The organism is Pseudomonas sp. BF-B-26, assembly GCF_019956495.1.
Classification (GTDB): Bacteria; Pseudomonadota; Gammaproteobacteria; order Pseudomonadales; family Pseudomonadaceae; genus Aquipseudomonas.
This window is the reverse complement of the sequence record NZ_JAHBDP010000080.1, coordinates 33,623-57,773: the sequence shown is the minus strand read 5'-3', so window position 1 is coordinate 57,773 and position 24,151 is coordinate 33,623. Positions and strand designations below refer to the sequence as shown.

Sequence of the window (24,151 nt, the reverse complement as noted above, 5' to 3'; positions counted from 1 at the left end):
CTTACCCCCGCTGCTCGGCCACCAGCAGCAATGACTGCGGCACAGGACTTTGCGGGTGCTGCGGCTCCTGCAGGGCGGCCAGCTGAAAACCGGCCATGTCCAGCGCATTGAGCCAACTGGACAAGGTGCGAAAGTACCACGGCATGGTTTGCCACTGGCCCTTGAACCCGGCAAAGGTCTCTTCCCGCCAGCCATCCTGATAGTCGCCCGCCGCTGCGGTCCATGGATGCAGCGTCTGGATCACCAGCGCGCCGCCAGGGGCGAGCAGGGCGTTCATGGCCGTGAGCAGAGGGATGATGTCCTGGTGCAGCAGGGCGAAGTTGGCGCAGATCAGGTCGTAGTCGCGGCCGATCTCCACCTTCGCTTCCACCAATGCTTCATAGCTCGCCACATGCACCGGCGAAGAGCCCGCCGCCCGCGCCGCCTCGACCAGCGTCGCATCGCCATCCACACCGACCGCTTTGATGCCCCGTTCAGCCAGCGCGCGCAACAGCCAGCCCTCGCCGCAGCCCAGGTCGAGCACGTGCTCGGGCTGACGGCCCAACACCGCCAGCAGGATGGCCTGGTCGGTGACCTTGAGGCGGCTTTCGATGGCGCCGGTGCGGATGGCGTCGATCCAGGACTGGGCGTTGTGGTGCCAGCTGTCGAGGAGGGTGGATTCGGGGGTGGGCATGTCGGTGACCGGCGTTGTGGGTTGGATAAAAGGATAGGACACGTGCGGGTGGATCGAAAAATCCTTACCAGCCTTTTACTCCGCTCATATCGGGCAGCCAGCGTCAGAAAGCCCAGGCTGTAGTAGAGGCTTCGGACGACGCAGAATTCAAATCGAGCGTTGATTAACACGCTGAGTCAGTACTTCCGCCGACTCCTTGCGTTCGGAATAGCGGTCAACCAGATCCGGGCGTTCGCGCAGCAACAACGTGAACTTCACCAGTTCTTCCATGACGTCTACCACCCGGTCATACAGCGCGGACGGTTTCATGCGGTTGCCTTCGTCAAACTCCAGAAAAGCCTTCGGCACGGAAGATTGATTAGGGATCGTGAACATCCGCATCCAGCGTCCCAGCACGCGAAGCTGATTCACCACGTTAAAGGATTGGGAACCGCCGCTGACCTGCATGACGGCGAGGGTTTTCCCTTGGGTCGGGCGAACGGCGCCCAGGGCCAGCGGCACCCAGTCAATCTGGGCCTTGAATACGGCAGACATGGCGCCGTGGCGCTCGGGTGAACACCAGACCTGTCCTTCAGACCATTGCATCAGCTCAAGCAATTCCTGAACTTTCGGGTGATCGCTGGGGGCGTCATCCGGTAGCGGTAGTCCCGATGGATTGAAGATCCGCGTCTGTGCACCGAAGTGTTCGAGCAGACGGGCGGCTTCTTCGACCAGCAGCCGACTGAATGACCGTGCGCGGGTCGACCCGTACAGCAACAGGATTCGTGGTTTGTGTTGGTCGTCGTCACCGGCAATGGGCTGAATCAATGAGGCGTCGAGATTAGGCAGTGAGTGGGTCATGAGGGCTCCCGTTACAGTGTGCTGATGCGGTCGAGTTCGCGCTTCAGTGCATCGCGATCAAGTTGGGCGAAGGGCAGGGCGAGGAACGCCCGGCAGCGTGTTTCGATGCGCGCAAGCGTCGAGTGGAATGCAGCGGCGGCGACCGTTTCGTCCCCCTTCACCTCTGATGGATCCTCCAATCCCCAATGGGCTTTCAACGCCGGCCCGAAATAGACCGGGCACGCCTCACCGGCGGCCTTGTCGCAGACGGTGATGACAATGTCCGGCGGGTTGGCCTCGAAGGCGTCGTTACCTTTGCTGCTTAACCCGTCGATCGCAATCCCGGCCTCTTGCAACGTGGTCAGGCTGCGCGGCAGCACCTGTCCTTTGGGGAAGCTGCCGGCGCTGATCGCCTGGAAGCCTTGCGGGGCGAGATGATTGAACATCGCTTCGGACAGAATGCTGCGACAGCTATTGGCGGTACACATGAACAGAACGCGCATGGCGACTCCTCTTTTCAGGCGGGCAGGCGCAAGGCCAGGGTAGATAAAGTGGTGGATCAGCAGCAGGCGGCAGTGTTGAGGGGGCGGTCGCCCATCGCTTCGAGTCGGGCGCTGTTTTCCTCAAGCCAGTCGGCGTTGGCTTCCAGGGTTGTCTCAAGAATGGTGCGAACCCACTTGGGCAGTTCGGGGTTGAGCCGGTAATACACCCACTGACCCTGACGGCGGTCCAGCAGCAGGCCACATGCCCGGAGCTGCGCGAGGTGGCGGGAGATTTTCGGCTGACTGTCGTTCAGGGCGCAGACCAGTTCGCAGACGCATAACTCTCCCTCACGGGTGATCAGCAAGGTGGCCCGCGTGCGAGTTTCGTCGGACAGGCATTTGAATACGGCGGCAGGGTTCAGCATGGAAGCGTCTTCAATACATGTGGTTGTCCGAATATACGGCTATCCATATGTATTGAGCAAACCCAATCAGATCGACGTCAGGAAGACGACCTGTCCTTGTGGGAGCGAGCTTGTCTCCGGGCGGCGATCCGACGATGGCGGACTGGCAGACAATGTATGTGTTGAATGTAAGACCGCTATCGCGAGCAGACTCCCACAGGTTCTGCGGCTCTATTAATTTTTGCATTCCGCCAACACCACTTTGCAGGTATCCGGCGTGCCACCGGATCGCCCGGCGTAGCGTATGCAATTATCCACGGATTTTTTGCGAGCCATGTTCAAGGTGGAGCCCCAGGCCAGGCCGCCCTCGCCGACGGTGGGAAGTGCTTTTGCATAGCAGCTGTCGCCCAGGCTTGAGACCGAATAGCGAGCCGTCGTCGCTTTGCCTGAACATCCCGCTGTCAGCGCCAGGTTGATGGCGAGCAGGGAGGGCAGGATCCATGACGAGCATCGGTGTGCTGTTTTTCCGGTCATCCCAACTCCCCTGTATCAAGAGGCTAGAGGCTTGTTTGTGGTCGTACTCTATTCAGATTAGATGGTGTTGTGCCGGCCCTAGGGTCGGTTTAGCGCAATTAGCGTTTTTGAGTCATCTTGCTGACAGCCGGAGTAAACCGTACGACAGTGAGGGGTGATCCGTTCACTCGCTGGACGCCATAACCGCGCCTATGGCATCGTCGAAAAAATACGCCATGTAGTAAACAGGATAAAAACAATGGAGGAGGGTGATGAGGTCGGCGCCAACACGTCGCTGGCAACGCTAAAGGCGTTCAATCGTTGCGTGTTGCACCTGGGGCGGCTTGCTCGAGATCGCGGCGCCTCCCAATTCATCGCCGACGGCTTGCAGGCCTTCCGCCAACTGGTGCCCTTCGCTTCGGCATGGTGGGGCGAGATGTCGACGTCAGACGCCAGTACTCCTCAAAGCTGGATGCACGGGCGGATCAATCTGCCTGAGTCGTTTGCCGTCGAATGGCACAAAGTGGCGGTCAGCGACCGATTTTCCCAGGAGACCTTGAGTCAACCCGGGGAAGTGGTGCGTGACAGTGGGTTCACCGATCCCTGCGAGGAGGTGAACGACTTCGCACGGCGGCACGATCTCTACTACCTGATGTGCATCACGTTCGAACTCCCTGAAAGCGGCTTAGTGTTCTTCGTTTGTCTCTACCGTGGCCTTCACGCACAGGCTTTCAATGACAGCGAGGACGGATTGTTTTCGGCGTTCTGCGACCATCTGTTGCAGTTGTGGCGCTTTCAGGTGCAGGACATGATCCGCTGCGACACGGGCAACGGGGCGAGTGACTTCGGGGTCGCCCGGATGGACGGCAGTCTGTTGTATGTGGGCGCAAGTCTGTGCGCCGCGATTCAGCGCGAATTGCCTGGGTGGAGCGGTTCAATGCTTCCCGTTGATGTCATCGCACAACTGCAAAAGGCGCCCTGCGTGATTCGCCTGGGTCGTACTGCGATGACACTTAGCCCCAACGCCGAGCACGTCATTCTGTCACTCGAAATGCAGGCGCGCGGAGTGGTGTTGGCGCCACGCGAGCGCACGGCGGCGATGCTGTTCGCTGCCGGCCACTCCTATAAGGAAATTGCCAAAATCCTTGCACTGAGTCCGGCCACAGTGCGCACCTATCTGCGCAACTGCTACTTGCAGCTCGGCGTGAAGAGCAAAGTGGAGCTGGGTTCTGTCCTGCGCTCATCGACCTCGCTTGCGCAAACTGCACGTCGTAATTAAGCAGCTGCCCCTTCAGCTATAACAGTCCTTGTAGCCGCGGCCCTGTGGCGAGGGGATTTAGCGAAACGTCGCACCGCCCCGTTCGGCTGCGAAGCAGTCGTAAAACCTGAACGCACGGTCTATTTGATGCACCGCGTCGTCTGAATTCACGACTGCTTCGCAGCCGAACGGGGATAAATCCCCTCGCCACAGGGCCGCTGCCACAAGGCCTGTGTTGCTGCTTCGCTGACCGGTATTTGCCTTACCCCTCCTCATTTGTGGAGGTCCATCCGACCGCCGCGCTCTATAGGGTATGCCCTGCATATCAGGGGCTTGCGACCGTCCGTTCGGGCCACTTCCAAAACTATAAAAATAGAGGTGAGGCAGTTGAAATTTTCCAGGCTATTTATCGCCGTTGCCGCGACAACGGCATTTTCCAGTGTGGCGCTGGTGGGGTGTCAGACACACGCTTCGACAGGCGCCGACATGGTCATGCGCAACGGCTATGTCTACACCGTCGACGGCAAGAATTCCGTGCAGCAGGCGATCGCCGTCACGGGCGGGAAGATTGTTTATGTCGGCAGCGATGCCGGGGTTGCCTCGTACATTGGCACGCAGACACAGCTGATCGATCTGGCGGGGCGCATGCTGATGCCGGGCTTCATTGATGCGCACATGCATCCGGGGGATGGCGGCCGCGCCATGACCTTGTGCGACCTGAAATACCAGACGATGACCCGCAAGGTTTTCCAGGAAACCATCCAGGCGTGCCTGGATGCCGACAAGGGCAAAGGCCCCGATGTCTGGCTCGAAGTGGGCAGCTGGGACCGCATTGGCATGACCGGACTGGACGGCGACGCCGACAAGTCGACACTGGACGCGCTCAAGACCAATCGCCCAATTCGAGTCCGCTCCACCGACTTCCATACGGTGCTGACCAACTCCCGCGGCCTGGCGGTCGCCGGCATCAACAAGCACACGGCCAATCCCGGTGATGGCAAGTACATGCGCGACAGCGCCGGCAACCCGAACGGCATCTGCGAAGACGGAGCCGCCGAGGCCATGGCCGCTGTGGTGCCGCCCGCCACCGATGCTGAGAAACTCAATCAGACCCGCGCAGCGCTCGACGCCATGCGCCAGCAAGGCATCACCAGTTTCTTCGATGCCTTGTCGGGGCCGGAAAACGGCAAAGCGTTTACCACCCTGCAACAGTCGGGTGAGCTGACGGCCCGGGCGTTGTTGGCGATCAAACTCGACCCGGCCGCCGCCGCTGCCGACCCGGACAAAACCATCGCCGAGGCCAAGGCACTGGCCACCACCTACGACCAGGGCGAAGCGAAACCGGCGCCGGGCGTGAGCATGCGCCACGTCAAACTGTTCATGGACGGCATCATCAACGCGCCGGCGGACACCGGTGCCATGTTGACGCCGTACCTGCGCAATGCCGGCACCGATACAGCGCCGAAGTGGACACCCGGCAAGAACACCGGCGAGCTTTACTTCCCGCCGCAAGTGCTCAATCCGCTGCTGCTGAAGGCCGTTCAGGCCGGCCTCGATCCGCACCTTCACGCCACCGGAGACCGCGCGGTGCGTGACTCACTGAACGGCATCGAATATGTGCGCCAGCAACTACCCGGCAATGGTTTCCGCCCAGCCATTACTCACAACGAGTCGGTGGACCCTGCCGACTATGCGCGCTTCAAGGCGCTCGACGTGACCGCCAACATGTCCTTCCAGTGGGCCCAGCAGGCACCGTCCACGGTCGACGGTACCAACGAGCATTTAGGGGCAGCGCGATTTGCCCGCATGGAGCCCTCCGGCAGCATCGCCCGTGCCGGCGGCCGCGTGGCGTATGGCAGCGACTGGCCGGTCGACCCGCTCGACGAGTTCCTGGCGCTGAAGATCGGTGTCACCCGCTCAGGCGATCCGCTGAACCCGCACAGCTACGGCCCCAAGTATGCGGGCAGGCTGAATGCCGACCCGGCGCTGTCGCGCACTGAAGTGCTGCGCACCATCACCATCAACGCTGCCGAGCAACTGAAGCTGGACGCTGTCGTCGGTTCGGTCGAGGTGGGCAAGTTTGCGGACCTGATCGTTCTGGACAAGAACTTCATGCAGGTGCCCGAGGAGGCGTTGGCCCGCAATAACGTGCTGCTGACGATCGTGGGCGGCCGGGTCGTGTGGGCCAAGGCGCCATTCGTTGGCCTTGATCCGAAGGCATTGTCCCAGGCATCAGCCTCCCGCCCAGCCCAATAAAAAAAGAGAGTGTTCCGATGCAGCGATTTATTCCAAACCTGTTGGCCGCAGCCCTGGCTTTTTCTTCGGTGCAGGCCATGGCCGCCGCTGACCTTGTGTTGTTCAACGGCAAGGTCTTCACCGCCGAGCCCGGTCAGGGACTGGTCCAGGCAGTGGCCGTGCAAGACGGCAAGATCCTCAAAGTGGGCAGTAATGCCCAAATCAACGCCCTGGCCGACACCCACACGCAACGGATCGATCTGGCGGGCAAGGTGCTGATGCCGGGAATGATTGATACCCACAGCCACCCGGTGGTTGCAGCCTTGGACAGCATGGGCGCCAACCTGCTGGATGAAGTCAAACCGCTGCCGGAGCTTGAACAGTGGATCATCGAACAGGATCAGGCGGGCATCGCCCGTGCCGGTGACGTGATCAGCATCGCCGGGGTCAGTTCGGCGTATTGGGACAAGAGCCGGGAGCTGGGCCAGCGCTTCAATCAGGGACGCTGGGCGGATCAACCGGTGGTCCTCAGCGGGATCGACGGGCACACCGGCTGGGCCAACAACACCATGCTCAAGCGCCTGAAGATCGACGCGGCGCTGGTAAAAGGCCTCTCGGAACAGGATCGCAGCTATGTGGGTCATGACGCGGACTTCACTCCCAACGGCTATTTTGCCGAGTCGCGCTGGGACCTGATACGCAGCCAGATCCCCGCGCCCAGCGACGAGATCATGTTGAAAGCTGCCCGCGAGGCGGTGAAGGTCAACAATCAATACGGCGTCACTGCCTGGATGGACGCGGCGGCGAATGCCGGCAGCGGCGATTCGCTGTTCGATTTCAAGGCAACCGAGCAGAGTTACGGCGTGTTGCCGCTTTACCGCGAACTGGCAGAGAAGGGCGAGCTCAATGCCCACGTCGCCGCGCTGCTGTTGACCAACCCGAAAAGTCGGCCGGCCGACCTGGAAGTGCTGGCCAAGGTGATGAAGAAATTCGAGGGTGTGCCTAACCTGAGTTTCCCTGGGATCAAGGTATTCGCCGACGGCGTTCTGGAGTTTCCGGGGCAGACCGCCGCGGTCATCGTTCCCTTCAAGAACAGCCATAAAAACGGTCAACTGCTGATCGACCCTGCGCACTTCGGTGAGTTGGTGGTGGCAGCGGAGAAGCGCGACTGGATTGTGCACATGCATGCGGTCGGCGACCGTGCGGTGCGTGAATCGCTCAATGGTTTTGCCTACGCGCGCAAACTCAACCCGACACCGGTGGCCCATAGCATCAGCCACCTGCAACTGGTCAACCCCAAAGAGTTTGCGCGCTTCAAGCAACTTGGCGTGATCGCCTCCATGCAATTGCTGTGGGCCACCGGCGAGAGTTACACCGTCGAGCTCGTCAAACCCTATATCAGCGCGTTTGCTTACGGTTATCAGTATCCCGCCAAGTCCCTGCATAACGCCGGTGCGGTCATCGCCGGTGGCAGTGACTGGCCGGTGTCCAGCCCCAATCCATGGAACGCCATCGCTCAGGCCAGCACGCGCAAAGGGCCGCTGGGCGTGTTGAATGCCAAGGAAAGCATCGATCGCCAGACCATGTTCTACGCCTACACGCTCAATGCCGCCAAGGCCCTGCGCCTGGAGCAGCAGATTGGTTCGCTGACCCCCGGCAAACAGGCCGACCTGATCATCCTCGACCGTGATGTCTTCAAAGTCAGCGACGACGAACTGTTCGACACCAAGGTCCTGAAGACCTTCTTTGCCGGCAAAGAGGTGTACGCGCCCGCGTCCTGACCCTCCGCTCACCCGCACCCCGCAACAGACGCCTGGCTCCTCGCATGACGAGGGGCTCGGCATCGCCATGCCTGAAATAACCCGCACCTCCATAACAATAAGAGACTTGTATGAACGCACGCTCAGTTTTGACCCTTGCCACACTTGTATTGGCACCCCTGACCAGCCAGGCACTGACACTCAACGATGACTTCAATCTGGACATGACCCTGGGAGTCTTCAGCGATTACCGCTCCCGTGGCATTTCGCAAACCCTGGGTGACCCGGCGGCTCAGGCCGGCGCCACGCTGGTGCACAGCAGCGGCCTGTACGTGGGCGCCTGGACCTCGAACGTCGATTTCGGCGGCGAGTTCAAGACCCGGCAGGAACTCGAGTATTACGCGGGCTACTACTGGCAGGCGACCGAGGCCATCAGCCTCGACCTGGGGTACATCAAGTACGACTATCCAAAGGAAGGCCAATTCAACATGAGCGAGGTCTACGCCATCCTTGACGTATATGGCGTGAAGCTCGGCGCCAACTACTCAAACGATACGCCTAACTTTTTTGGCGAGGACCAGGACACCCTTTACACCTACCTCAGCTACAAAATCGCATTGCCGGCCGACATCGGCCTGGACCTGCGCGTAGGTCGCAACGATGTCAAAGACCCGGCTTTCTGGTCCGCCAGCGGCGAAAGCCGCGATGCCTACACCGAGTGGGAAGCCAAGTTGACCCGTGACTTCGTGGGTGTGACCTGGGGCCTTAGCTACATTGATACCAACCTGTCGAAAAGCGAATGCACGAGCTGGTACGGCTATGGTGATTTGTGCTCCGCCACGGTGGTTGCGAGCGCCAGCAAGGCGTTCTAAACGTTCGAGTCCACCCCCTGAAAACAAGCGCCTCAAAGGAAAACAGCGTAATGACCAAGGCCAGCGATAGTCAGCAGCGAAGTCCCCTGATCGAGACACGTTCGATCGATTACATTCCCGAGGCTGAGCGTCATGGCAGCCTCTACAGCCAGTTCACCCTGTGGCTCGGCGCCAACCTGCAAATCACCGCGATCGTCACCGGCGCCCTGGCCGTGGTGCTGGGCGGCGATGTGTTCTGGTCGCTCATCGGCTTGCTGATCGGCCAGGTGCTCGGCGGTGCCGTGGTGGCGCTGCACGCGGCGCAAGGGCCGAAGCTTGGATTGCCGCAGATGATCTCCAGTCGCGTGCAGTTCGGGGTCTATGGGGCGGCCATTCCGATTGTGCTGGTGTGCCTGATGTACCTCGGTTTCAGCGCCACCGGCGCGGTACTTTCGGGGCAGGCGATTGCCCAGTTGATCCATGTCAGCGACAGCGCCGGCATCCTGATTTTCGCCTCGTGCATCGCGTTTCTGACGATCTTCGGTTACCGGGTCATTCACCTGGTCGGCCGGGTGGCCAGCGTGTTGGGCATCATTGCCTTCGTCTATTTGTTTACCCGGTTGATGACCCTCAACGATATCGGCCTGTTGCTGGAAAACCGTCACTTCGGCTGGAGTACTTTCCTGCTGGCGGTGTCGTTGTCCGCGTCCTGGCAGATCGCTTTTGGCCCTTATGTGGCTGACTACTCACGCTACCTGCCGAGCAAAACCTCGTCGTGGAAGACGTTTGCTGCCGTCGGGCTTGGCACGGTGCTGGGCGCCCAGGCGTCCATGGTGCTGGGGGTGTTCGCCGCGGCGTTGGCCGGTGCGAATTTCCGTGGTCACGAGGTGGCGACCATCGTCGGGTTGGGCAGTACCGGTGTGATGGCGTCCCTGCTTTACCTGAGCGTGGTGTTCGGCAAGGTCACGGTGTCCACGCTCAACGCTTATGGCAGCTTCATGTGCGTGGCCACCATCATCAGTGGTTTTCGCAGTCGTCTGGAGATCTCCGCCCGACAGCGGATGGTGTTTGTGCTGCTGATTGTCGCGGCGTCCACCACGCTCGCGCTGCTGGGGCAGTACTCGTTTCTCAACACCTTCAAGTACTTCATCCTGTTTTTGCTGACCTTCTTCACACCGTGGAGCGCGATCAATCTGGTGGATTACTACTTCATCAACAAAGAGCGCTATGACATCCCGGCGTTGTCCGACCCGGCGGGCCGTTATGGTCGCTGGAACATGCGGGGGATCAGCGTGTATGTCATCGGTGTATTGATCCAGTTGCCCTTCGTCGATACGCACTTCTACTCCGGGCCGATGGTCGCGCAGCTCGGCGGTGTCGATATTTCCTGGATCGTCGGTCTGGTGGTGCCGGGGATTGTTTATTACGGGCTGGCCAGGACATCAATGCCAGCGGTGGCCCCTGCGCAGAACTGAAAAGCCTTAAGGCCAAAAGATCGCAGCCTGCGGCAGCTGCCGCAGGCTGCGATCTTTTGATCTACATTTCCCTTTTCCCGCTCATCAAGTCAATCCGCAAGGAAACGATCAACATGGACATCCAGGCCCTGCGCGCCGACGCATCCCACCTCGATAAAATCGCCAGCCTGTTCGATGCCTATCGAGGCTTCTACGGCCAGCCGTCGAACCTGCCGCAGTCTCGCGACTTCATCGCCGAGCGCATTGCCCGGGATGAATCCGCGATTTTCTTCGCCCAGGCTCCCAGCGGCGAAGCGCTGGGTTTCGTCCAGTTGTTCCCGACGTTCTCCTCCATCGACGCGCACCGCACCTGGCTGCTCGGCGACCTCTTCACAGCACCTGCCGCCCGAGGGCAGGGCGTAGGCACGTTGCTGATGAACACGGCGCGAGCCTTTGCATTGTTGACCGGCGCCAAAGGCATGGTGCTGGAAACAGCCACGGACAATGTCGGCGCGCAACGGTTGTATGAATCCCTGGGCTATGTGCGCGATACGGGTTACTACACCTACTGCCTCGATTTGAAACAAGGCTGAGCCAACCGCTGCCGGTTACCTCAACTCGCGCAGGAATGCAGCGTGGGCCTTGGGGCTCGTGAGGATGCGGTAACGGGTGCTCCGGGAAACATCACGGTCGCGAAAACGTTCATACACCGCCTGGAAAACTTCACGGTTCAACGCTGGGTGCTGATGCTTCAAGTAGCGTTCACAGCAGGCGTTGTAGTCTTCCACCGATATGAACGTGTTGAACCAGAAGCGATAGAAGTAACCCAGCAGAAAACCCAGGCTGAAGTCGTGATCCAGCACCGTATGCGCGCAGCATTCGAAATCGATCAGGCGCAGCCTGCCATCGGGGCCGATCAGGATGTTTTTGGGGTGCGGGTCCATGTGCACAAACCCCTCGACCAGCGTCTGCCCGAACAGTTGGAAAATGTCCGACAGCAGCGTTTGCGCCTGCTCGGGTTGGGCGATCATCCGTTCATCGACGCTGCAATGATTGTCGAAAAAACTGACCAGCAAATACTCTTCCTTGAGAAACGGAAAACGGCCGACGTGGCCGAATGCAGCCACTCTGGGCGACGATTCTGACTTGGCGGACACAACCGACAGGTTGATGAACTCGTTGGTCAGGTCATGCAACCCGAACACACGCTTGAGGCCCAGGAAGTTCTGCAGCTGCTTTTTCCAGTGGGTCAGGCGATTGTGTTTCAACACCCATTTGCGCTCACCTTCGAGCAGGAACACGCTGCGGGTTTCCTCGGGAATATCCAGCAAGGCATGTTGATCCGGTGCGGCAAAAAAACGCTGAAGCACCGTCACCAGTTCGTTCTGATCAGACGGATCGAAATGGAACGTGACGTCGGCAATCTTTTGCTGATTCAGAGGCGAAGTAAGGTGTCTGAGGTGACGCATGTAAAGTCCCTGCTAATGCTTTGCGGTCCATAAAACGCCGGCAATCGAGCGCGACGCTTTGTCGTTATCGGCAGGACGCTGCAGAGCCTTACTTACAGGGTTGATTTTTTATCGCGGGGCCTGACTTCAAGCGTGTGTCAGATGTTTTAAACATCGCCACAGGATGCGTGTTTAAGTGCGATCAAGGTTACTTCCTGAAAGCCACAAGACCTTGCGCCGTTGCCTACGGCTGCGCCAGAATCCGCCGGCTTGTGCGCCTCGGGGCCGCTCGGTAACTTGATTCGTGTCACTGCCCATCAGTGATCGGGTTTCGCAGCCCGGGCAAACTCTAGACGCACAACGTCTACCGTCCGTGAGCAGACGCTTCATCAGGTCTGTCATTCGTGTCATGGCGGCTGTGCGTGGGAGACCTTAGGGTCTGCCGGGTTCCTAGAGTCCTGGTCTGCGAACCCGCGTACAGTTGCCACCTTTTTTTCGTTTCGCAGCGAATGGTGGCAGCTCCATTTCTCTAGGAGTTTCACTATGTTCAAGGTCACACCCAACCCACCGGACACCGATCCGGTCTCCCCGTACGAATCCGATTCAAAAAAACTCAACGAAGCCGCCGAGCGCGCCCTCAACTTCCACTTCCCGTCGATTGCCGACATCAAAGCCACCCCGCGAACCTGCAGCACCCTGTTTTCCGTCGACCCAGAGGCCACGACCGAAACCCTGGCGGTTTTTCTGGTCGAAACCCTGGCCTCGATCGATGTGATGGTCCACGAGTTGGTGGACCTCCTGGAGGGTTGCTCGCGCTATTCCCTGTTGGGCATTTCCAACAGCGTCATGGTGGCTGAAATCACGGCAAACCGATTGCTGGATAAAATTGAACCGCCTGCGTAACTGCAGATCGCTGTGGTGAGTGGGTAACTGACGTTGGGTTGGGCAGTCGTTCCCTTTTGGGGGCCGCTGCGCGGCCCAGCGGGAGCAAGCTCCCTCGCCACAGGTTCGCGGTGTTTGTTGCCGCTGCTAGCCGGTGATTGGGTTTTGTGTCAGGCCCGGGATACGGCGTAATCGTTCATCGCGAGCAAGCTTTGCTCCTACAGCGGTGTGTTTTAGGCAAGCGTTGTTGGATTAGGTCTTTCTGCCATTTGGCACTATAGTTGATGCCAGATGACAGAGCGGCGGAGGCTGCCATGAGCGCCAAGAAGAAAGATGTTGCAGTCGATGAGGTTGTTAAAGATGCCAGCCAAAAAGGCAAGGTCAAGCCACGCGCCCCTAAGGCTGCAGTCACCGTCTTAAGTCATGGCGAGCATACGGCGATGGTGACAACGCCGGGTTCGAGTCGCGTGCCACCGATGGTTGCGGTCTTGCTTTCTGGAAAAACCAGCGATGATCGTATGGAGATTTACAGGGCCGTTAAACACGGTTTTCCGCTGCAGTCGGTGCTGGATATGATCGAAAACAGCACGGTGTATAAGCAATGCGGCGTGTTGTCGAAAATCGTTGGCGCGTCTGATCGTACGCTGGCGCGGCGATTGAAAACGCCCAATGAGGCTTTGACCGCTGAGCAAAGCACGCGAGCACTCAACTATGCCGAGGTGTTGGAAAAGGCAACGGATGTGCTGGGTTCGCGTGAGCTCGCCGAGCAGTGGATAGTCAAACCTGCACGGGGCCTGGATGGTGAGATACCGATCGACCTGATTTCAAATTCGGTCGGGTATGAGTTGGTGACTGACTTTCTGACGCGTATTGAGTATGGGGTCTATTGATGGCCAAAGACCCTTTGAGCAGTGAGATTCATTTCTGGCGCCTTGATCCTGCTGAGTATGCTCCCACCTGGCATTTGGGCGTGGGGGCTGAAAAGGTGGGTGGGCGCTGGAACCCTAAAGGTATGGCCACGGTTTATGCAGCGCTGGACGCCTCTACGGCCATCCTTGAGGTGGCGGTGCATAAAGATTTCGATGCGCTGGATTGCAAGCCCCATTGTCTTACGCAGGCCCGGGTGTTGGACCCGTCCAGGATTTATGTGGTGCAGCCCGATAGCATTGCCAACCCTAATTGGCTGGTACCGGGTACTCCAAGTCGCAGCCAGCAACAGTTCGGCGCCGAGCTGTTGAGTCAGCATCCTTTTGTGCTGGTCCCTTCTAGTGTCTCGCGGCATAGCTGGAATTTGTTGATGAACCCGCAATTGGCTAGTGGGTTGTACGAGTTGGTGCTGCAAGAACCTTTTGCCCTTGATGGGCGGCTTAATAAGCCTTTGCCCTGAATACGATCCTGCCCTCTGGACCTGTGTCCGCCAAGTCGCCCTGTGGATCACGGCGCAAACGGTTGAGTTTCCAAAGGCCAAACAGGTCAAGCGAGAGCAGGCTGTGCCTCGCGATGCGGGGCACAGCCTTGCCAATACGAGACGGTCATCGATTCTATGTAAGCCCGAGAAACGACAGGATCACCAAGACAATCACAACTGCCCCGACGATGTAGATGATGTTGTTCATGAGTTCCACCTCTCAACCTGAATGGATTGCGAAACGTGGGTGTTACAAACACAAGGTACTGCACCTTTAATCTGGTTAGAAGATTCACCTCACCCCCTTGAAGGGCAGGCTTTCAGCGCTTGATCAGGGAAATCTTGGTTCCTTCAATGCTGATCCCGGCCATTAACCCCTGCTGGTCGAAAATGAACGCGTAGGCATCGTGCTTCACTGTCGTGCTGGACAGATTCTTCGCCACCCCTTCATCAACCAATACAACGGTGGGCCCTACGCCGACTTCCCAACCCTTGGTTTTACGTAGATAGTCCACGGCTTTGTCGGTCATCAGGAACACCGCATAGCCATACGACTGGGCGCCTGCCTGCAGTCCCCAGGACCCGGTTACGGAGTTGTAATAATTCTCTACTTGCGAACCCTTCATCAGCACGCCTTCGCCATAGCTGCCACCAAACACCAGGCCGGCCTTGATGATTTTCGGGAAGACCAGCACTGCTTTGGCTTTCTGCGAAATGTCTTTGGCAACGGGTGAGGCCTTGTAAAGCGTTTGCAACGCTTGCTTGGAGTCGGCATTCAGGTCCTCGGCGGTTGCCGCACCTGCATAGTTGAGGAGGCTCGCTGATGCTAACGATGCTGTCGCGAGGAAGATTGAGAGGAAGAAGCGCATTGACTGAGTCATTTTCGTACTCCGGTAAGGGAGCAGGGGATGGGAGCAGCAGTCAGCGCCTGCACCAGACAGGATCCGAACCTACTGAACGTTATCCGGCGCACCCTGATGTGTGTGAATTACAAAGCTTCGCTTTTGAATGAACCAGGCCCAAGGCCTTTGATCCGCAGCGATGCCGTCAGTTGGTTTGACCACTGTGCAACGGCCGGGTTCGTCGTCTGAAGCTGCTTTTGGCCGATAGTTGCCCGTGCTCGGATGCGATACCAATTAGCCATCATATCCGTTAAAGTGTGCGCCGCCCGAGAGATGGATCCCGGGCAACATCTCGTGGAGTTTTTCAGCGAAGTACCTCAGTAAAGTTGTCGCCGTTGCCCTGTTCGGTCTGGTTTTGGCGGGTTGCACCGGCACGCCGATGAACACCCAGCATTATGAAAGCAGCCAATACACCGTCCTGGGCCACAGCGAAGCGAGCGCCACTGGCCTGCTGCTGTTCGGCGTGATCCCGATCCAGCAGAACAACCGTTTTGTTCGCGCTCAGAACGCGGCGATCAAAGCCAAGGGCGGTGACGCGATGATCAACACCCAGGTGCAGGAAAACTGGTTCTGGGCCTGGGTCCTGACCGGTTACACCACTAAAATCTCTGGTGATGTGGTCAAGCTGAAGAACGTTCAGTAAGCGCAGAGCTCTGCCTGTTGACGCGAAAAAGCCCGGTTTGGCCGCATGCTGTTCACTTAAGAGAGTCTTGAATCGGAGAAACCTGTGGCGAGGGGATTTATCCCCGTTGGGTCGCGAAGCGGCCCCCAGCGTCCATTCAAGCAGACTGAGTCTCGCGGATTTACGACTGCTTCGCAGCCGAACGGGGCGGTGCGACGTTTCGCTAAATCCCCTCGCCACAAATGTTGGGCTGGGGCTTAAGTGAACAGCATTACGGTTTAGCCGGGCTTTTTCGTTGCTGGAGTTTGGATAATCGCGACGCTCAAATCTGTAGCAGCTGGCGAAGCCTGCTGCTACAAGAATTGCGTAAGTCGCGCGGTCAGTGGCCTTGCGTCACGCTGGCGTTTTGCGCCACCCGGTTCCTTCCCGACCACTTCACTTGATGGGCAGATCCGACCGGACAAACTCAAACGCCCCATCCCTCTCGCACAGCCCTTCGAATGCCCTCCAGCAACATCGCAAATGCCGGGTTGTCATTGTTCTCGCGCCAGATCAAATGCAGCTCGCTCTGCACACCTTCGCTCAAATCGATATCGCGAAATACCACGTTCTTGAACACCACGCTGGTGGCGCAACGAGGCACCAGGGCCAGGCCCATGCCGGCGTTGACCAGGGCCAGGATGGTCAACGATGAGCCGAGCCATTGCACGTATTCCGGGGCGACGCGGGCAGAGCGGAGCATGCCGGTCAGCAGTTCGTTGAACGGCGGGTAGGCGGCGTGGGAGTACATCAGGAAAGGCTGCGCATCGAGGTCTTTGACCGACACGGTTTCGGCGCTCGCCAGCCGATGACTGCTCGGCACCGCCAATACAAACGGTTCACGCACCAGGCATTCGGTGGCGTATCCCGGCTCCAGCAACGGCGCGCGAACGATGCCCAAATCGATACGCCGCGCACGCAGTGCTTCATGCTGCTGGTAGGTGTTCATCTCCATCAGGTCGATTTTCACATGCGGCTGTTTGAGCCTCGCCTCGGCGATGACCTTGGGCAGGAATTCATACACCGCGCTGCCGACGAAGCTGATGTTGACCGAGCCGATGTCGCCCTCGGCAAAACGGCGGGCGGTGACGGCGGCTTGCTGGGCGCGCTCCAGCAGGTTCTGCGCTTCGATGAAGAAGGCGCGGCCGGCGGCGGTCAGGGCGACGCTGCGGGTGGTGCGGGTGAGCAGTTCGACACCCAGGTGATGTTCCAGCAGTTGAATCTGTCGACTGAGGGGCGGTTGGGTCATGTTCAACCGTTCGGCGGCACGGCGGAAATTAAGTTCAGTCGCCACCGTAGTGAAACAGCGCAGTTGAGTCAGTTCGAACATTGATCTAATCCAGGTATCAATCGAATGCCAAGTTAGATTAGACGGGATCAATACCTGCGTCCATCATCGGCCTGTCCCTAAAAAAACAATGATTGGGAGTTGCCCCTTGAATACCGTCCAGAGTCCGCCGGACCCGAATGTACTCGCCCGCGCTGCGGCCAAGGTGAAGCATCATGTGCTGCCGCTGTTCGTGGTGATGTTCATCGTCAACTACATCGACCGGGTCAACATCGGCTTCGTGCGCAGCCACATGGAAACCGACCTCGGCATCGGCGCAGCCGCCTACGGCCTGGGTGCAGGGTTGTTCTTTATCGGTTACGCGATCTTCGAAGTCCCCTCCAACATGCTGCTGCAACGCTACGGCGCTCGCGCCTGGCTGACACGCATCATGTTCACCTGGGGCGCGGCGGCAATGGCGATGGCGTTTGTGCGCGGTGAAACCAGCTTCTATGTCCTGCGTTTTGTCCTCGGTGCCGCCGAAGCAGGCTTCTTCCCCGGCATCATTTACTACTTCACCCAATGGCTGCCGTCGACCGAGCGCGGCAAGGCCATGGCGATATTCCTCAGCGGTTCGGCCATTGCTTCGGTGATCTCCGGTCCCGTCTCCGGCGCGCTGTTGAACGTCAGCGGTTTCAGCCTGCATGGCTGGCAGTGGATGTTCCTGATTGAAGGCTTTGCCTCGATCGTGCTTTGCGGATTTGTCTGGTTCTGGCTGCAATCCCATCCGCGCGAGGCGAAATGGCTGAGCGCCGAAGAAAAGGACGCACTGGTTGACGCCATCGCCCTAGAACAACAGGCCCGCGAAGCCACACAGAGCGTCAAGCCGTCGATGTTCAAGCTGCTGGCCGACAAGCAAATCGCGCTGTTCTGCTTCATCTACTTTTCCATCGCCCTGACCATCTACGGCGCCACGTTCTGGCTGCCGAGCATGATCAAGAAAATGGGCAACCTCGGCGACTTTCAGGTGGGCCTGTTCAACTCGATTCCGTGGATCATTTCGATCATCGCGATGTATGGCTTCGCCGCCATGGCCAGCAAATGGAAACACCAGCAAGCCTGGGTGGCCTTGACCCTCGTGATCGCCGCGTTCGGCATGTTCATGTCCACCACCGGCGGGCCAATCTTTGCCTTCGTCGCCATCTGTTTTGCCGCCATTGGTTTCAAGGCCGCCTCGGCATTGTTCTGGCCGATTCCGCAAGGCTATCTGGATGCTCGCATCGCCGCTGCCGTGATCGCCCTGATCAATTCCATTGGCAACCTCGGCGGTTTCGTTGCCCCGACAGCGTTCGGTTTCCTGGAGCAAAAAACCGGCTCCATCGAAGGCGGCCTCTACGGTTTGGCGGCCACGTCACTGGTCGCGGCCGTGGTGATCTTTTTCGCCCGCACGGCACCGCGCGGCGACGTCGCGACGCCTGAAAAATCCATCAGTCATCAAGCCTTGAGTTCAGGTTCAAAGGGAGCAGCCTCTTGAAAATCAAACGAGTCACCGTCACCCCCATCGCCTTCCGTGATCCGCCGCTGCTGAATGCCAGTGGTATCCACGAACCTTTTGCGCTGCGCTCGATCATCGAGATTGAAAGCGACAACGGCTACATTGGCCTGGGTGAAAGCTACGGTGACGCCCCGGCGCTGTTGATCCAGCAGCAACTGCAAGATCAACTGATCGGCCTCGATCCGTTCAACCTCAATCAACTGCGTCGCATCGTGCAGGCCACCGTGGCGGCGAACAAACCGGCGAGTATTGCCGGTGCGGAACTGGCGCCGGGCTCCCATGCCAGCAAAGCGGTGAGCAACGCGTATTCGGCGTTCGAAGTGGCGTTCCTGGATTTGCAGGCGCACTCGTTGAACGTGCCGTTGGTGGACTTGCTGGGCGGTGCGATTCGCGACGAGATTCCGTTCAGCGCCTACCTGTTCTTCAAGTACGCCCAGCACGTCGACTCACCCTACAAACCCGACAGTTGGGGCGAAGCCCTGAACGAAGAACAGATCGTCGCCCAGGCGCGGCGCATGATTGAGGCCAACGGTTTCAAGAGCATCAAGCTCAAGGCCGGCACGCTGCCACCGGAGCACGAAGTGTCGTGCATCAAGGCGCTGAAAAAGGCGTTCCCCGGTTACCCGTTACGCATCGACCCGAACGGCAACTGGTCGCTGGAAACTTCGATTCGCATGGCCGAACTGCTGGGCGATGACCTGCAATATTACGAAGACCCGACGCCGGGCCTCGACGGCATGTCCGAACTGCACAAGCGCACCGGCCTGCCGCTGGCGACCAACATGGTGGTTACCGACTTCGATGAGTTCCGCCGCAGTGTCGCGTTGAACAGCGTGCAGATCGTCCTCGCCGACCACCACTACTGGGGCGGTCTGCGCGACACCCAGGCGCTGGCGAAAATGTGCGACACCTTTGGCCTTGGCGTATCGATGCATTCCAACTCGCACTTGGGCATCAGCCTGATGGCGATGGCGCATGTCGCCGCCGCGGTGCCCAATCTGGATTACGCCTGCGACACGCATTATCCTTGGCAGGAACCGGATGAAGAAGTGATCAAGGGCGGCAAAATCCCCATCATCGATGGCTGCGTGAAGATCACCCGCGCGCCCGGGTTGGGCCTGGAGCTGGATCACGATCAACTGGGCAAGCTGCACGACCAGTACCTGACGTGCGGCATTCGTCAGCGCGATGACGTGAAACAGATGCAGCGTTACAAGCCGGAGTGGAAGGCGGTCAAACCGCGGTTTTGAGTTCCGTCAGCAAACGCTCGATCTGCGCCAGCTCCCAGGTGCTGAGCAAACTGACCGGGGCGGTGCCGTAACGTTGCCAATGGTCGAGCGCGCCTTCGCGACTGTCCGTAATACTGTTCACTTAAGCGCGGCGTCCACATTTGTGGCGAGGGGATTTAGCGAAACGTCGCACCGCCCCGTTGGGCTGCGAAGCGGCCCCAGCGTCTTTTCAGACAGACTAAGTTGTCTGGATTACGACTGCTTCGCAGCCGAACGGGGTGGTGCGGCATTCCGATAAATCCCCTCACCACAGGTTCTAGCTCGACTGAAGAATGTCTTAAGTGAACAGCATTACGCGACGGTCTGCGGGCGCCGGGCAGGCTGGCCTTCTTCCTCTCGAAGCTCACGGCTCATGTCGTTGCAGCTTTGCGACCAGTCTGTCAGCCACGTCGGCATTGGCGGCGACTGTTCTGCCAATCCCAGCTCCCGGGCGTACTCGCCGGGTGCAACCGTGCCTTTGGCAGAGCGGAACAGACCCCGCATCACCACGACGCCGACCACGCGTCCCTTGCTCACGAAGCGGTGCTCCATAAAGCTCCACTTGTTGTCCCAGCCGAGCATCCTGGTGTGAATCTCGAATGCTTCGAACAGTTTCAGCTCACGACGAAACTTGCCCCAGGTGTCCCCAACGATCGGCACGGCCTTATTGCGCAACGCCACCCGGAATGCACCGCTGCGCAACACGTAGTCCATGCGTCCTATATCGGCCAGGGTGAAATAGCGGCCATTGGTAACGTGCCGGTTGAGGTCGAGATCAAGTGGCCAGACGCGCATGTGGACGACGGTGGTGGCCAAGGCGTCAACCGGCTTGCGCCACGGACGACGAAACAGCATGAGGAAAAGTCGGAACCAGAGATTCATAAGTACGCCGATGATTGAATGACCGGTGCACTTTAGGGCGGAAGGATCGGGTAAGGTAGGTGCGCAAATGACTTTTTTCATGCGAAAAGCGCAATAGGATCATTTATGCACGTCACGCTTTTACTGGCGGATCAATGTTCCGCCGCCAGCGCCACGATGGCCCTGGAAGTACTCAGCGCCGCCAACCTGTTCGCCGACACGGCCGGCGCGCCTTTTGAAGTGGTCATCGCCTCGCTTGATGGCGACGATGTCGCTGCGTGGGGAGGGCAGGCGTTGCGCGTGGACCTGTCCACCGCCGAGATCCCGCGAACCGATCTGGTGCTGATCCCCGGATTCCTCTTCACCCTGAAGGACGCCTTGCCGGCCTTTTCAGCGTATGGACCATGGCTGCGTCAACAGCATGCGCAGGGTGCCGTGGTGGCGTCGATGTGCACGGCGGCATTCCTGCTGGCCGAAACGGGCTTGCTGGAGGGCATTCGTGCCACCACGCACTGGGCCTTTGCAGACCTGTTTCGTCGTCGGTATGCCGAGGTCTGTCTGGAGGAGACGCAGATCCTCTGCGAGGACAATCGCGTGATCACTTGCGGGGGCGCGAGCGCCTCCATGGATCTTTTACTGCACCTCGTGCGCCGGTTCGCTTCACTGGAACTGGCGCAAAAGTGCGGCAAATACTTGTTGGTCGACGCTGTGCGCAGCGAGCAATCGGTGTACGTGATGTGGTCATTGCCGAAGAACCATGGGGATGGCGACATCCTGCGGGTTCAACACTGGCTGGAGGAACACTTCGAACAGCCGCTGTTGATTGATGACGTCGCCCAGCGATTCGGGTTCGGCGTCAGGAACTTCAAAAGGCGTTTCAAGGAGGCCACCGGTTACACGCCCATTACCTACCTGCAAACCCTGCGTCTGGAGAAGGCCAAGCAGCTGCTTGAGTCCACCCGCATGACACTCGACAGCATCACTTACGCCGTGGGCTACGAAGACGGCAATTCGTTCCGTAGACTGTTCCGCCAGCGAGTGGGTTTGCTGCCGGCGGCTTACAGGAAGAAGTTTCAAGCGGGTGCGAGTTGATTCGCTGGCGCCAAGCCACAGATGATTGGGAGCAGGACATGCAGAAAACCGCCGTACTCACCTTCGCCCTGATGCTCAATGCAGGGGTGTTCAGCGCACACGCACACGCGGCCGGCGATGCTGAGGCGGGTGCAACATTGTTCAAGCGGATATGCGGTGGCTGCCATCAGGTCGGGGAGTCGGCGCGCGGCTCTTTTGGGCCGCAACTCAATGGCATTTTTGGACGCCCTTCGGGCAGCACCACGGATTACCAATACTCTGATGCGATGAAATCAGCCGGCATTGTCTGGACCCGCGAAACGCTGACCGCGTACCTCGAAGCGCCAAAAAAAGTGGTGCCCGGCACCCGCATGATTTTCTGGGGCCTCAGCGACCCGGAAAAGATCGAAAACCTGTTGGCGTACCTTCAGACGTTTCAGCGGCGCTGAATCCCGGGGGACGACGGTCAACCAGTGGACGGGATTGGCGCGTGTAACACGCCAATCCCGGCCGTTCTATTGTTTACCAACCGGCAAGGGAGGGGTGCGAGGCGGGATCAATCGTTTCGTGCCGATCGACTCGAACGCCGAAGCCAGGCGCAGCAGCGTCGAATCGTCATAGGCACGACCGGCAAATGTCAGCCCGACGGGCATGCCGATGTCTGGCATGACCCCCATCGGCACTGTGACTGTGGGGACGCCCAGGTGCCGGATGGCGAGGTTGCCGTTGGCGACCCAGATGCCATTGCTCCACGCGATATCCGCAGACTTCGGATCGACATCGGCATTCGCCGGCCCCACGTCGGCCACCGTCGGAAACAGCACCGCATCGAGCCTCAACCGATCCATCCAAATCTCAAGATCGATCCGACGCGTCTGTTCAAGTCCGCGCAGTCCGTCGGGCAGGGTGGTGATCTGATCCCACGGGGTAATGCCGCGTTCGGCCATCTTCACGTACTCGTCCATGCCTGCGGCAAGCTCGTCCTCCCGGTTGGGGAGCGTGCCTGGGTCGTGGGGGAAAATCAGTGGACCGTCGACATCGGCCAGGCGGTTCAACTTGGGATCGCCATTGGCCCTCAGAAAATCATCGAACGCCCACGCCGACAGATCCCACAATTCATGATGCAGGAACGCCTTGGACACCAGGCCCCGCGTAAATACGGTCGGCGCACCCGGGCGATCACCTTCGCAATTGGAGACCAGCGGGAAATCGACCTCGATGACTTCGGCGCCAGCGGCTTCGAGTGCTTTGCGAGCCTCTTCCCAGAGCCCGATCACGGATGGGCGGGTGATGATTCGCTGCCCCGTCGGACCACCGATGCCAGGCGCATCGCTGGTACCCGCTTCGGGATCCGCGTTGATGTACATGCGCGGCACGCCGAAGCGCTTTCCTGCCAGTGCATCGGACTTCACGGCCAACTCGGCATAGGAAGCGGGGCGCACCGAGGCGACACTTGGAATCGGCACCCAAGGTTGCATCCGCCACAGATCGCCACGGGTGTCGGGATCATCCGCCACCACCACGTCAAGGACCTCGAGCAGGTCGGCCATGGTTCTGGCAAACGGCACCACAACGTCCATCGTCGGCGTCAAGGGCCAGTTGCCGCGCACCGAAATGACCCCGCGTGAAGGCGTATAGGCACACAGACCATTGTTCGAGGCAGGACCGCGTCCACTCGACCAGGTTTCTTCCGCGAGACCGAATGCCGCGAAGCTGGCGGCCGTTGCCGTACCGGCACCGTTCGATGAGCCCGAGGCAAAGGGGGCGGTGAGATAGTCAGCGTTGTACGGGCTTTCCGCACGGCCATAGACCCCGCGCTGCATGCCGCCGTTTGCCATCGGCGGCATGTTGGTTTTGCCCAGGCAAATCGCGCCGGCAGCGCGAAGCCGTTCGATCGTGAACGCATCGCGATAGGCAATCAGGTTGGCGAAGGCGGGACTGCCGGAGGCGGCGGTGAGCCCCTTCACCAGGTAACTGTCCTTGGCCGTATAGGGAATGCCATCGAGCGGACCCAGCGTCTCGCCCTTGGCCCGACGGGCATCGGACGCCTGCGCCTCGTTCAGCGCCTCGGGGTTTCGAACCACTACCGCGTTGAGGGCGGTGGGCGTGTCGGGTCCGTCGTAGGCATCGATCCTGGCGAGATAGGCCTGCACCAGCTCAACCGCAGTGGTTTGGCCCGATTCGAGCGCAGCCCGCAGTTCGGCAATGGAAACTTCGGTGACCTCGATCATGCTGTTACCACCGTCTGCTGATGGGCGACGCGATGAATGTTGGGCTCAGGGACATCACTAATCTCAAAATGGGTGTTCATCGGTGTTCTCGTTGCGCTGCTTTTCGCGCTCTATTTAACACCAAGCGGGGAACAGAGGCATCGTCCAA

25 protein-coding genes are annotated in these 24,151 nt (G+C 59.4%); 14 read left to right on the top strand and 11 right to left on the bottom strand.

The genetic code is table 11. The features are described from left to right. Position 1: 1 nt before the first annotated feature. The 5 genes from KGB03_RS17150 to KGB03_RS17130 all read right to left on the bottom strand — a co-directional run bounded on the left by KGB03_RS17150 (position 2) and on the right by KGB03_RS17130 (position 2,912). Positions 2-673, bottom strand: a complete 672-nt coding sequence (locus KGB03_RS17150) for a class I SAM-dependent methyltransferase (protein ID WP_218535980.1) — start codon at positions 671-673, stop codon at positions 2-4. 147 nt (positions 674-820) lie between these two features. Further along, positions 821-1,513 (bottom strand): arsenical resistance protein ArsH, encoded by a 693-nt coding sequence (gene arsH, locus KGB03_RS17145; RefSeq protein WP_218535982.1) that lies wholly within the window; start codon positions 1,511-1,513, stop codon positions 821-823. Positions 1,514-1,524: 11 nt separating this feature from the next. Then, the gene (locus KGB03_RS17140; RefSeq protein WP_095129038.1) at positions 1,525-1,995 is read right to left on the bottom strand and encodes an arsenate reductase ArsC; all 471 of its coding nucleotides are present in this window, start codon (positions 1,993-1,995) and stop codon (positions 1,525-1,527) included. A gap of 56 nt (positions 1,996-2,051) precedes the next feature. Further along, positions 2,052-2,399, bottom strand: a complete 348-nt coding sequence (locus tag KGB03_RS17135; protein WP_111448898.1) for a metalloregulator ArsR/SmtB family transcription factor — start codon at positions 2,397-2,399, stop codon at positions 2,052-2,054. A gap of 213 nt (positions 2,400-2,612) precedes the next feature. Further along, positions 2,613-2,912: a hypothetical protein gene (locus tag KGB03_RS17130; protein WP_218535985.1), complete on the bottom strand. Its 300-nt coding sequence runs from the start codon at positions 2,910-2,912 to the stop codon at positions 2,613-2,615. 238 nt (positions 2,913-3,150) lie between these two features. On the opposite strand from KGB03_RS17130, the gene KGB03_RS17125 reads away from it, so the two are divergent. From KGB03_RS17125 to KGB03_RS17100, 6 genes are all read left to right on the top strand, one after another. Beyond that, the gene (locus tag KGB03_RS17125) at positions 3,151-4,170 is read left to right on the top strand and encodes a helix-turn-helix transcriptional regulator (RefSeq protein ID WP_223527927.1); all 1,020 of its coding nucleotides are present in this window, start codon (positions 3,151-3,153) and stop codon (positions 4,168-4,170) included. A 366-nt stretch (positions 4,171-4,536) separates the two neighbouring features. Continuing rightward, positions 4,537-6,405 carry an amidohydrolase gene (locus tag KGB03_RS17120; protein WP_223527789.1) on the top strand — a complete coding sequence of 623 codons (1,869 nt, stop codon included), beginning with the start codon at positions 4,537-4,539 and terminating at the stop codon, positions 6,403-6,405. A gap of 17 nt (positions 6,406-6,422) precedes the next feature. Beyond that, entirely contained in the window at positions 6,423-8,165 is a 1,743-nt protein-coding gene (locus KGB03_RS17115; protein ID WP_223527786.1) for an amidohydrolase, read from the top strand. Positions 8,166-8,275: 110 nt separating this feature from the next. Then, on the top strand, positions 8,276-9,016 hold the full coding sequence (locus tag KGB03_RS17110; protein WP_223527783.1) for a TorF family putative porin: 741 nt from the start codon (positions 8,276-8,278) through the stop codon (positions 9,014-9,016). Positions 9,017-9,066: 50 nt separating this feature from the next. Then, positions 9,067-10,470: a purine-cytosine permease family protein gene (locus tag KGB03_RS17105; protein ID WP_223527780.1), complete on the top strand. Its 1,404-nt coding sequence runs from the start codon at positions 9,067-9,069 to the stop codon at positions 10,468-10,470. A gap of 113 nt (positions 10,471-10,583) precedes the next feature. Beyond that, positions 10,584-11,042 (top strand): GNAT family N-acetyltransferase, encoded by a 459-nt coding sequence (locus tag KGB03_RS17100; protein WP_218535994.1) that lies wholly within the window; start codon positions 10,584-10,586, stop codon positions 11,040-11,042. A 15-nt stretch (positions 11,043-11,057) separates the two neighbouring features. Here the strand turns inward: KGB03_RS17100 and KGB03_RS17095 are convergent, their stop codons facing one another. Next, positions 11,058-11,918 (bottom strand): phosphotransferase, encoded by an 861-nt coding sequence (locus KGB03_RS17095; protein ID WP_223527777.1) that lies wholly within the window; start codon positions 11,916-11,918, stop codon positions 11,058-11,060. A gap of 522 nt (positions 11,919-12,440) precedes the next feature. On the opposite strand from KGB03_RS17095, the gene KGB03_RS17090 reads away from it, so the two are divergent. The 3 genes from KGB03_RS17090 (at position 12,441) to KGB03_RS17080 (ending at position 14,166) form a co-directional block, all read left to right on the top strand. Further along, entirely contained in the window at positions 12,441-12,800 is a 360-nt protein-coding gene (locus tag KGB03_RS17090) for a DUF6124 family protein (protein ID WP_074878081.1), read from the top strand. Positions 12,801-13,093: 293 nt separating this feature from the next. Continuing rightward, positions 13,094-13,669 (top strand): antitoxin Xre/MbcA/ParS toxin-binding domain-containing protein, encoded by a 576-nt coding sequence (locus KGB03_RS17085; protein ID WP_223527773.1) that lies wholly within the window; start codon positions 13,094-13,096, stop codon positions 13,667-13,669. Beyond that, positions 13,669-14,166 (top strand): RES family NAD+ phosphorylase, encoded by a 498-nt coding sequence (locus KGB03_RS17080; protein ID WP_192410606.1) that lies wholly within the window; start codon positions 13,669-13,671, stop codon positions 14,164-14,166. The genes KGB03_RS17085 and KGB03_RS17080 overlap by 1 nt, the downstream gene beginning before the upstream one ends. Positions 14,167-14,507: 341 nt before the next feature. Here KGB03_RS17080 and KGB03_RS17075 read toward each other — a convergent pair whose 3' ends face one another. Further along, positions 14,508-15,068, bottom strand: coding sequence for a YSC84-related protein (locus KGB03_RS17075; RefSeq protein ID WP_111448888.1), 561 nt, complete (start codon positions 15,066-15,068; stop codon positions 14,508-14,510). Between the two features lie 310 nt (positions 15,069-15,378). Between KGB03_RS17075 and KGB03_RS17070 the strand changes: the two genes are divergently transcribed. Beyond that, the gene (locus tag KGB03_RS17070; protein ID WP_223527924.1) at positions 15,379-15,732 is read left to right on the top strand and encodes a hypothetical protein; all 354 of its coding nucleotides are present in this window, start codon (positions 15,379-15,381) and stop codon (positions 15,730-15,732) included. A gap of 445 nt (positions 15,733-16,177) precedes the next feature. Here KGB03_RS17070 and KGB03_RS17065 read toward each other — a convergent pair whose 3' ends face one another. After that, positions 16,178-17,080: a LysR substrate-binding domain-containing protein gene (locus KGB03_RS17065; protein ID WP_223527769.1), complete on the bottom strand. Its 903-nt coding sequence runs from the start codon at positions 17,078-17,080 to the stop codon at positions 16,178-16,180. Positions 17,081-17,186: 106 nt separating this feature from the next. Between KGB03_RS17065 and KGB03_RS17060 the strand changes: the two genes are divergently transcribed. Further along, positions 17,187-18,551, top strand: a complete 1,365-nt coding sequence (locus tag KGB03_RS17060; protein ID WP_223527766.1) for an MFS transporter — start codon at positions 17,187-17,189, stop codon at positions 18,549-18,551. Beyond that, positions 18,548-19,822: a glucarate dehydratase family protein gene (locus KGB03_RS17055; RefSeq protein WP_223527763.1), complete on the top strand. Its 1,275-nt coding sequence runs from the start codon at positions 18,548-18,550 to the stop codon at positions 19,820-19,822. The genes KGB03_RS17060 and KGB03_RS17055 overlap by 4 nt, the downstream gene beginning before the upstream one ends. Here KGB03_RS17055 and KGB03_RS17050 read toward each other — a convergent pair. Beyond that, positions 19,806-19,943, bottom strand: a complete 138-nt coding sequence (locus KGB03_RS17050) for a hypothetical protein (protein WP_223527933.1) — start codon at positions 19,941-19,943, stop codon at positions 19,806-19,808. The genes KGB03_RS17055 and KGB03_RS17050 overlap by 17 nt on opposite strands. A gap of 209 nt (positions 19,944-20,152) precedes the next feature. After that, on the bottom strand, positions 20,153-20,722 hold the full coding sequence (locus KGB03_RS17045; RefSeq protein WP_111448884.1) for an acyl-CoA thioesterase: 570 nt from the start codon (positions 20,720-20,722) through the stop codon (positions 20,153-20,155). Between the two features lie 105 nt (positions 20,723-20,827). Between KGB03_RS17045 and KGB03_RS17040 the strand changes: the two genes are divergently transcribed. Together KGB03_RS17040 and KGB03_RS17035 are read left to right on the top strand one after the other, a co-directional pair. Further along, positions 20,828-21,793, top strand: a complete 966-nt coding sequence (locus tag KGB03_RS17040; protein ID WP_218536009.1) for a GlxA family transcriptional regulator — start codon at positions 20,828-20,830, stop codon at positions 21,791-21,793. Between the two features lie 38 nt (positions 21,794-21,831). After that, positions 21,832-22,221, top strand: a complete 390-nt coding sequence (locus KGB03_RS17035; protein WP_223527760.1) for a c-type cytochrome — start codon at positions 21,832-21,834, stop codon at positions 22,219-22,221. Between the two features lie 66 nt (positions 22,222-22,287). Here KGB03_RS17035 and KGB03_RS17030 read toward each other — a convergent pair whose 3' ends face one another. Continuing rightward, complete coding sequence (locus tag KGB03_RS17030) at positions 22,288-24,003, bottom strand: amidase (protein ID WP_223527757.1); 1,716 nt, start codon at positions 24,001-24,003, stop codon at positions 22,288-22,290. Positions 24,004-24,151: the final 148 nt, after the last annotated feature.

Bases quoted from the DNA above. Each gene is read 5' to 3' on its own strand.
- KGB03_RS17100 (WP_218535994.1), top strand. From the start codon at position 10,584: ATGGACATCCAGGCCCTGCGCGCCGACGCATCCCACCTCGATAAAATC.
- KGB03_RS17105 (WP_223527780.1), top strand. From the start codon at position 9,067: ATGACCAAGGCCAGCGATAGTCAGCAGCGAAGTCCCCTGATCGAGACA.
- KGB03_RS17090 (WP_074878081.1), top strand. From the start codon at position 12,441: ATGTTCAAGGTCACACCCAACCCACCGGACACCGATCCGGTCTCCCCG.
- KGB03_RS17085 (WP_223527773.1), top strand. From the start codon at position 13,094: ATGAGCGCCAAGAAGAAAGATGTTGCAGTCGATGAGGTTGTTAAAGAT.
- KGB03_RS17045 (WP_111448884.1), bottom strand. From the start codon at position 20,722: ATGAATCTCTGGTTCCGACTTTTCCTCATGCTGTTTCGTCGTCCGTGG.
- KGB03_RS17130 (WP_218535985.1), bottom strand. From the start codon at position 2,912: ATGACCGGAAAAACAGCACACCGATGCTCGTCATGGATCCTGCCCTCC.
- KGB03_RS17095 (WP_223527777.1), bottom strand. From the start codon at position 11,918: ATGCGTCACCTCAGACACCTTACTTCGCCTCTGAATCAGCAAAAGATT.
- KGB03_RS17040 (WP_218536009.1), top strand. From the start codon at position 20,828: ATGCACGTCACGCTTTTACTGGCGGATCAATGTTCCGCCGCCAGCGCC.
- arsH (WP_218535982.1), bottom strand. From the start codon at position 1,513: ATGACCCACTCACTGCCTAATCTCGACGCCTCATTGATTCAGCCCATT.
- KGB03_RS17030 (WP_223527757.1), bottom strand. From the start codon at position 24,003: ATGATCGAGGTCACCGAAGTTTCCATTGCCGAACTGCGGGCTGCGCTC.
- KGB03_RS17140 (WP_095129038.1), bottom strand. From the start codon at position 1,995: ATGCGCGTTCTGTTCATGTGTACCGCCAATAGCTGTCGCAGCATTCTG.
- KGB03_RS17125 (WP_223527927.1), top strand. From the start codon at position 3,151: ATGGAGGAGGGTGATGAGGTCGGCGCCAACACGTCGCTGGCAACGCTA.
- KGB03_RS17115 (WP_223527786.1), top strand. From the start codon at position 6,423: ATGCAGCGATTTATTCCAAACCTGTTGGCCGCAGCCCTGGCTTTTTCT.
- KGB03_RS17110 (WP_223527783.1), top strand. From the start codon at position 8,276: ATGAACGCACGCTCAGTTTTGACCCTTGCCACACTTGTATTGGCACCC.
- KGB03_RS17150 (WP_218535980.1), bottom strand. From the start codon at position 673: ATGCCCACCCCCGAATCCACCCTCCTCGACAGCTGGCACCACAACGCC.
- KGB03_RS17135 (WP_111448898.1), bottom strand. From the start codon at position 2,399: ATGCTGAACCCTGCCGCCGTATTCAAATGCCTGTCCGACGAAACTCGC.
- KGB03_RS17080 (WP_192410606.1), top strand. From the start codon at position 13,669: ATGGCCAAAGACCCTTTGAGCAGTGAGATTCATTTCTGGCGCCTTGAT.
- KGB03_RS17075 (WP_111448888.1), bottom strand. From the start codon at position 15,068: ATGACTCAGTCAATGCGCTTCTTCCTCTCAATCTTCCTCGCGACAGCA.
- KGB03_RS17065 (WP_223527769.1), bottom strand. From the start codon at position 17,080: ATGTTCGAACTGACTCAACTGCGCTGTTTCACTACGGTGGCGACTGAA.
- KGB03_RS17035 (WP_223527760.1), top strand. From the start codon at position 21,832: ATGCAGAAAACCGCCGTACTCACCTTCGCCCTGATGCTCAATGCAGGG.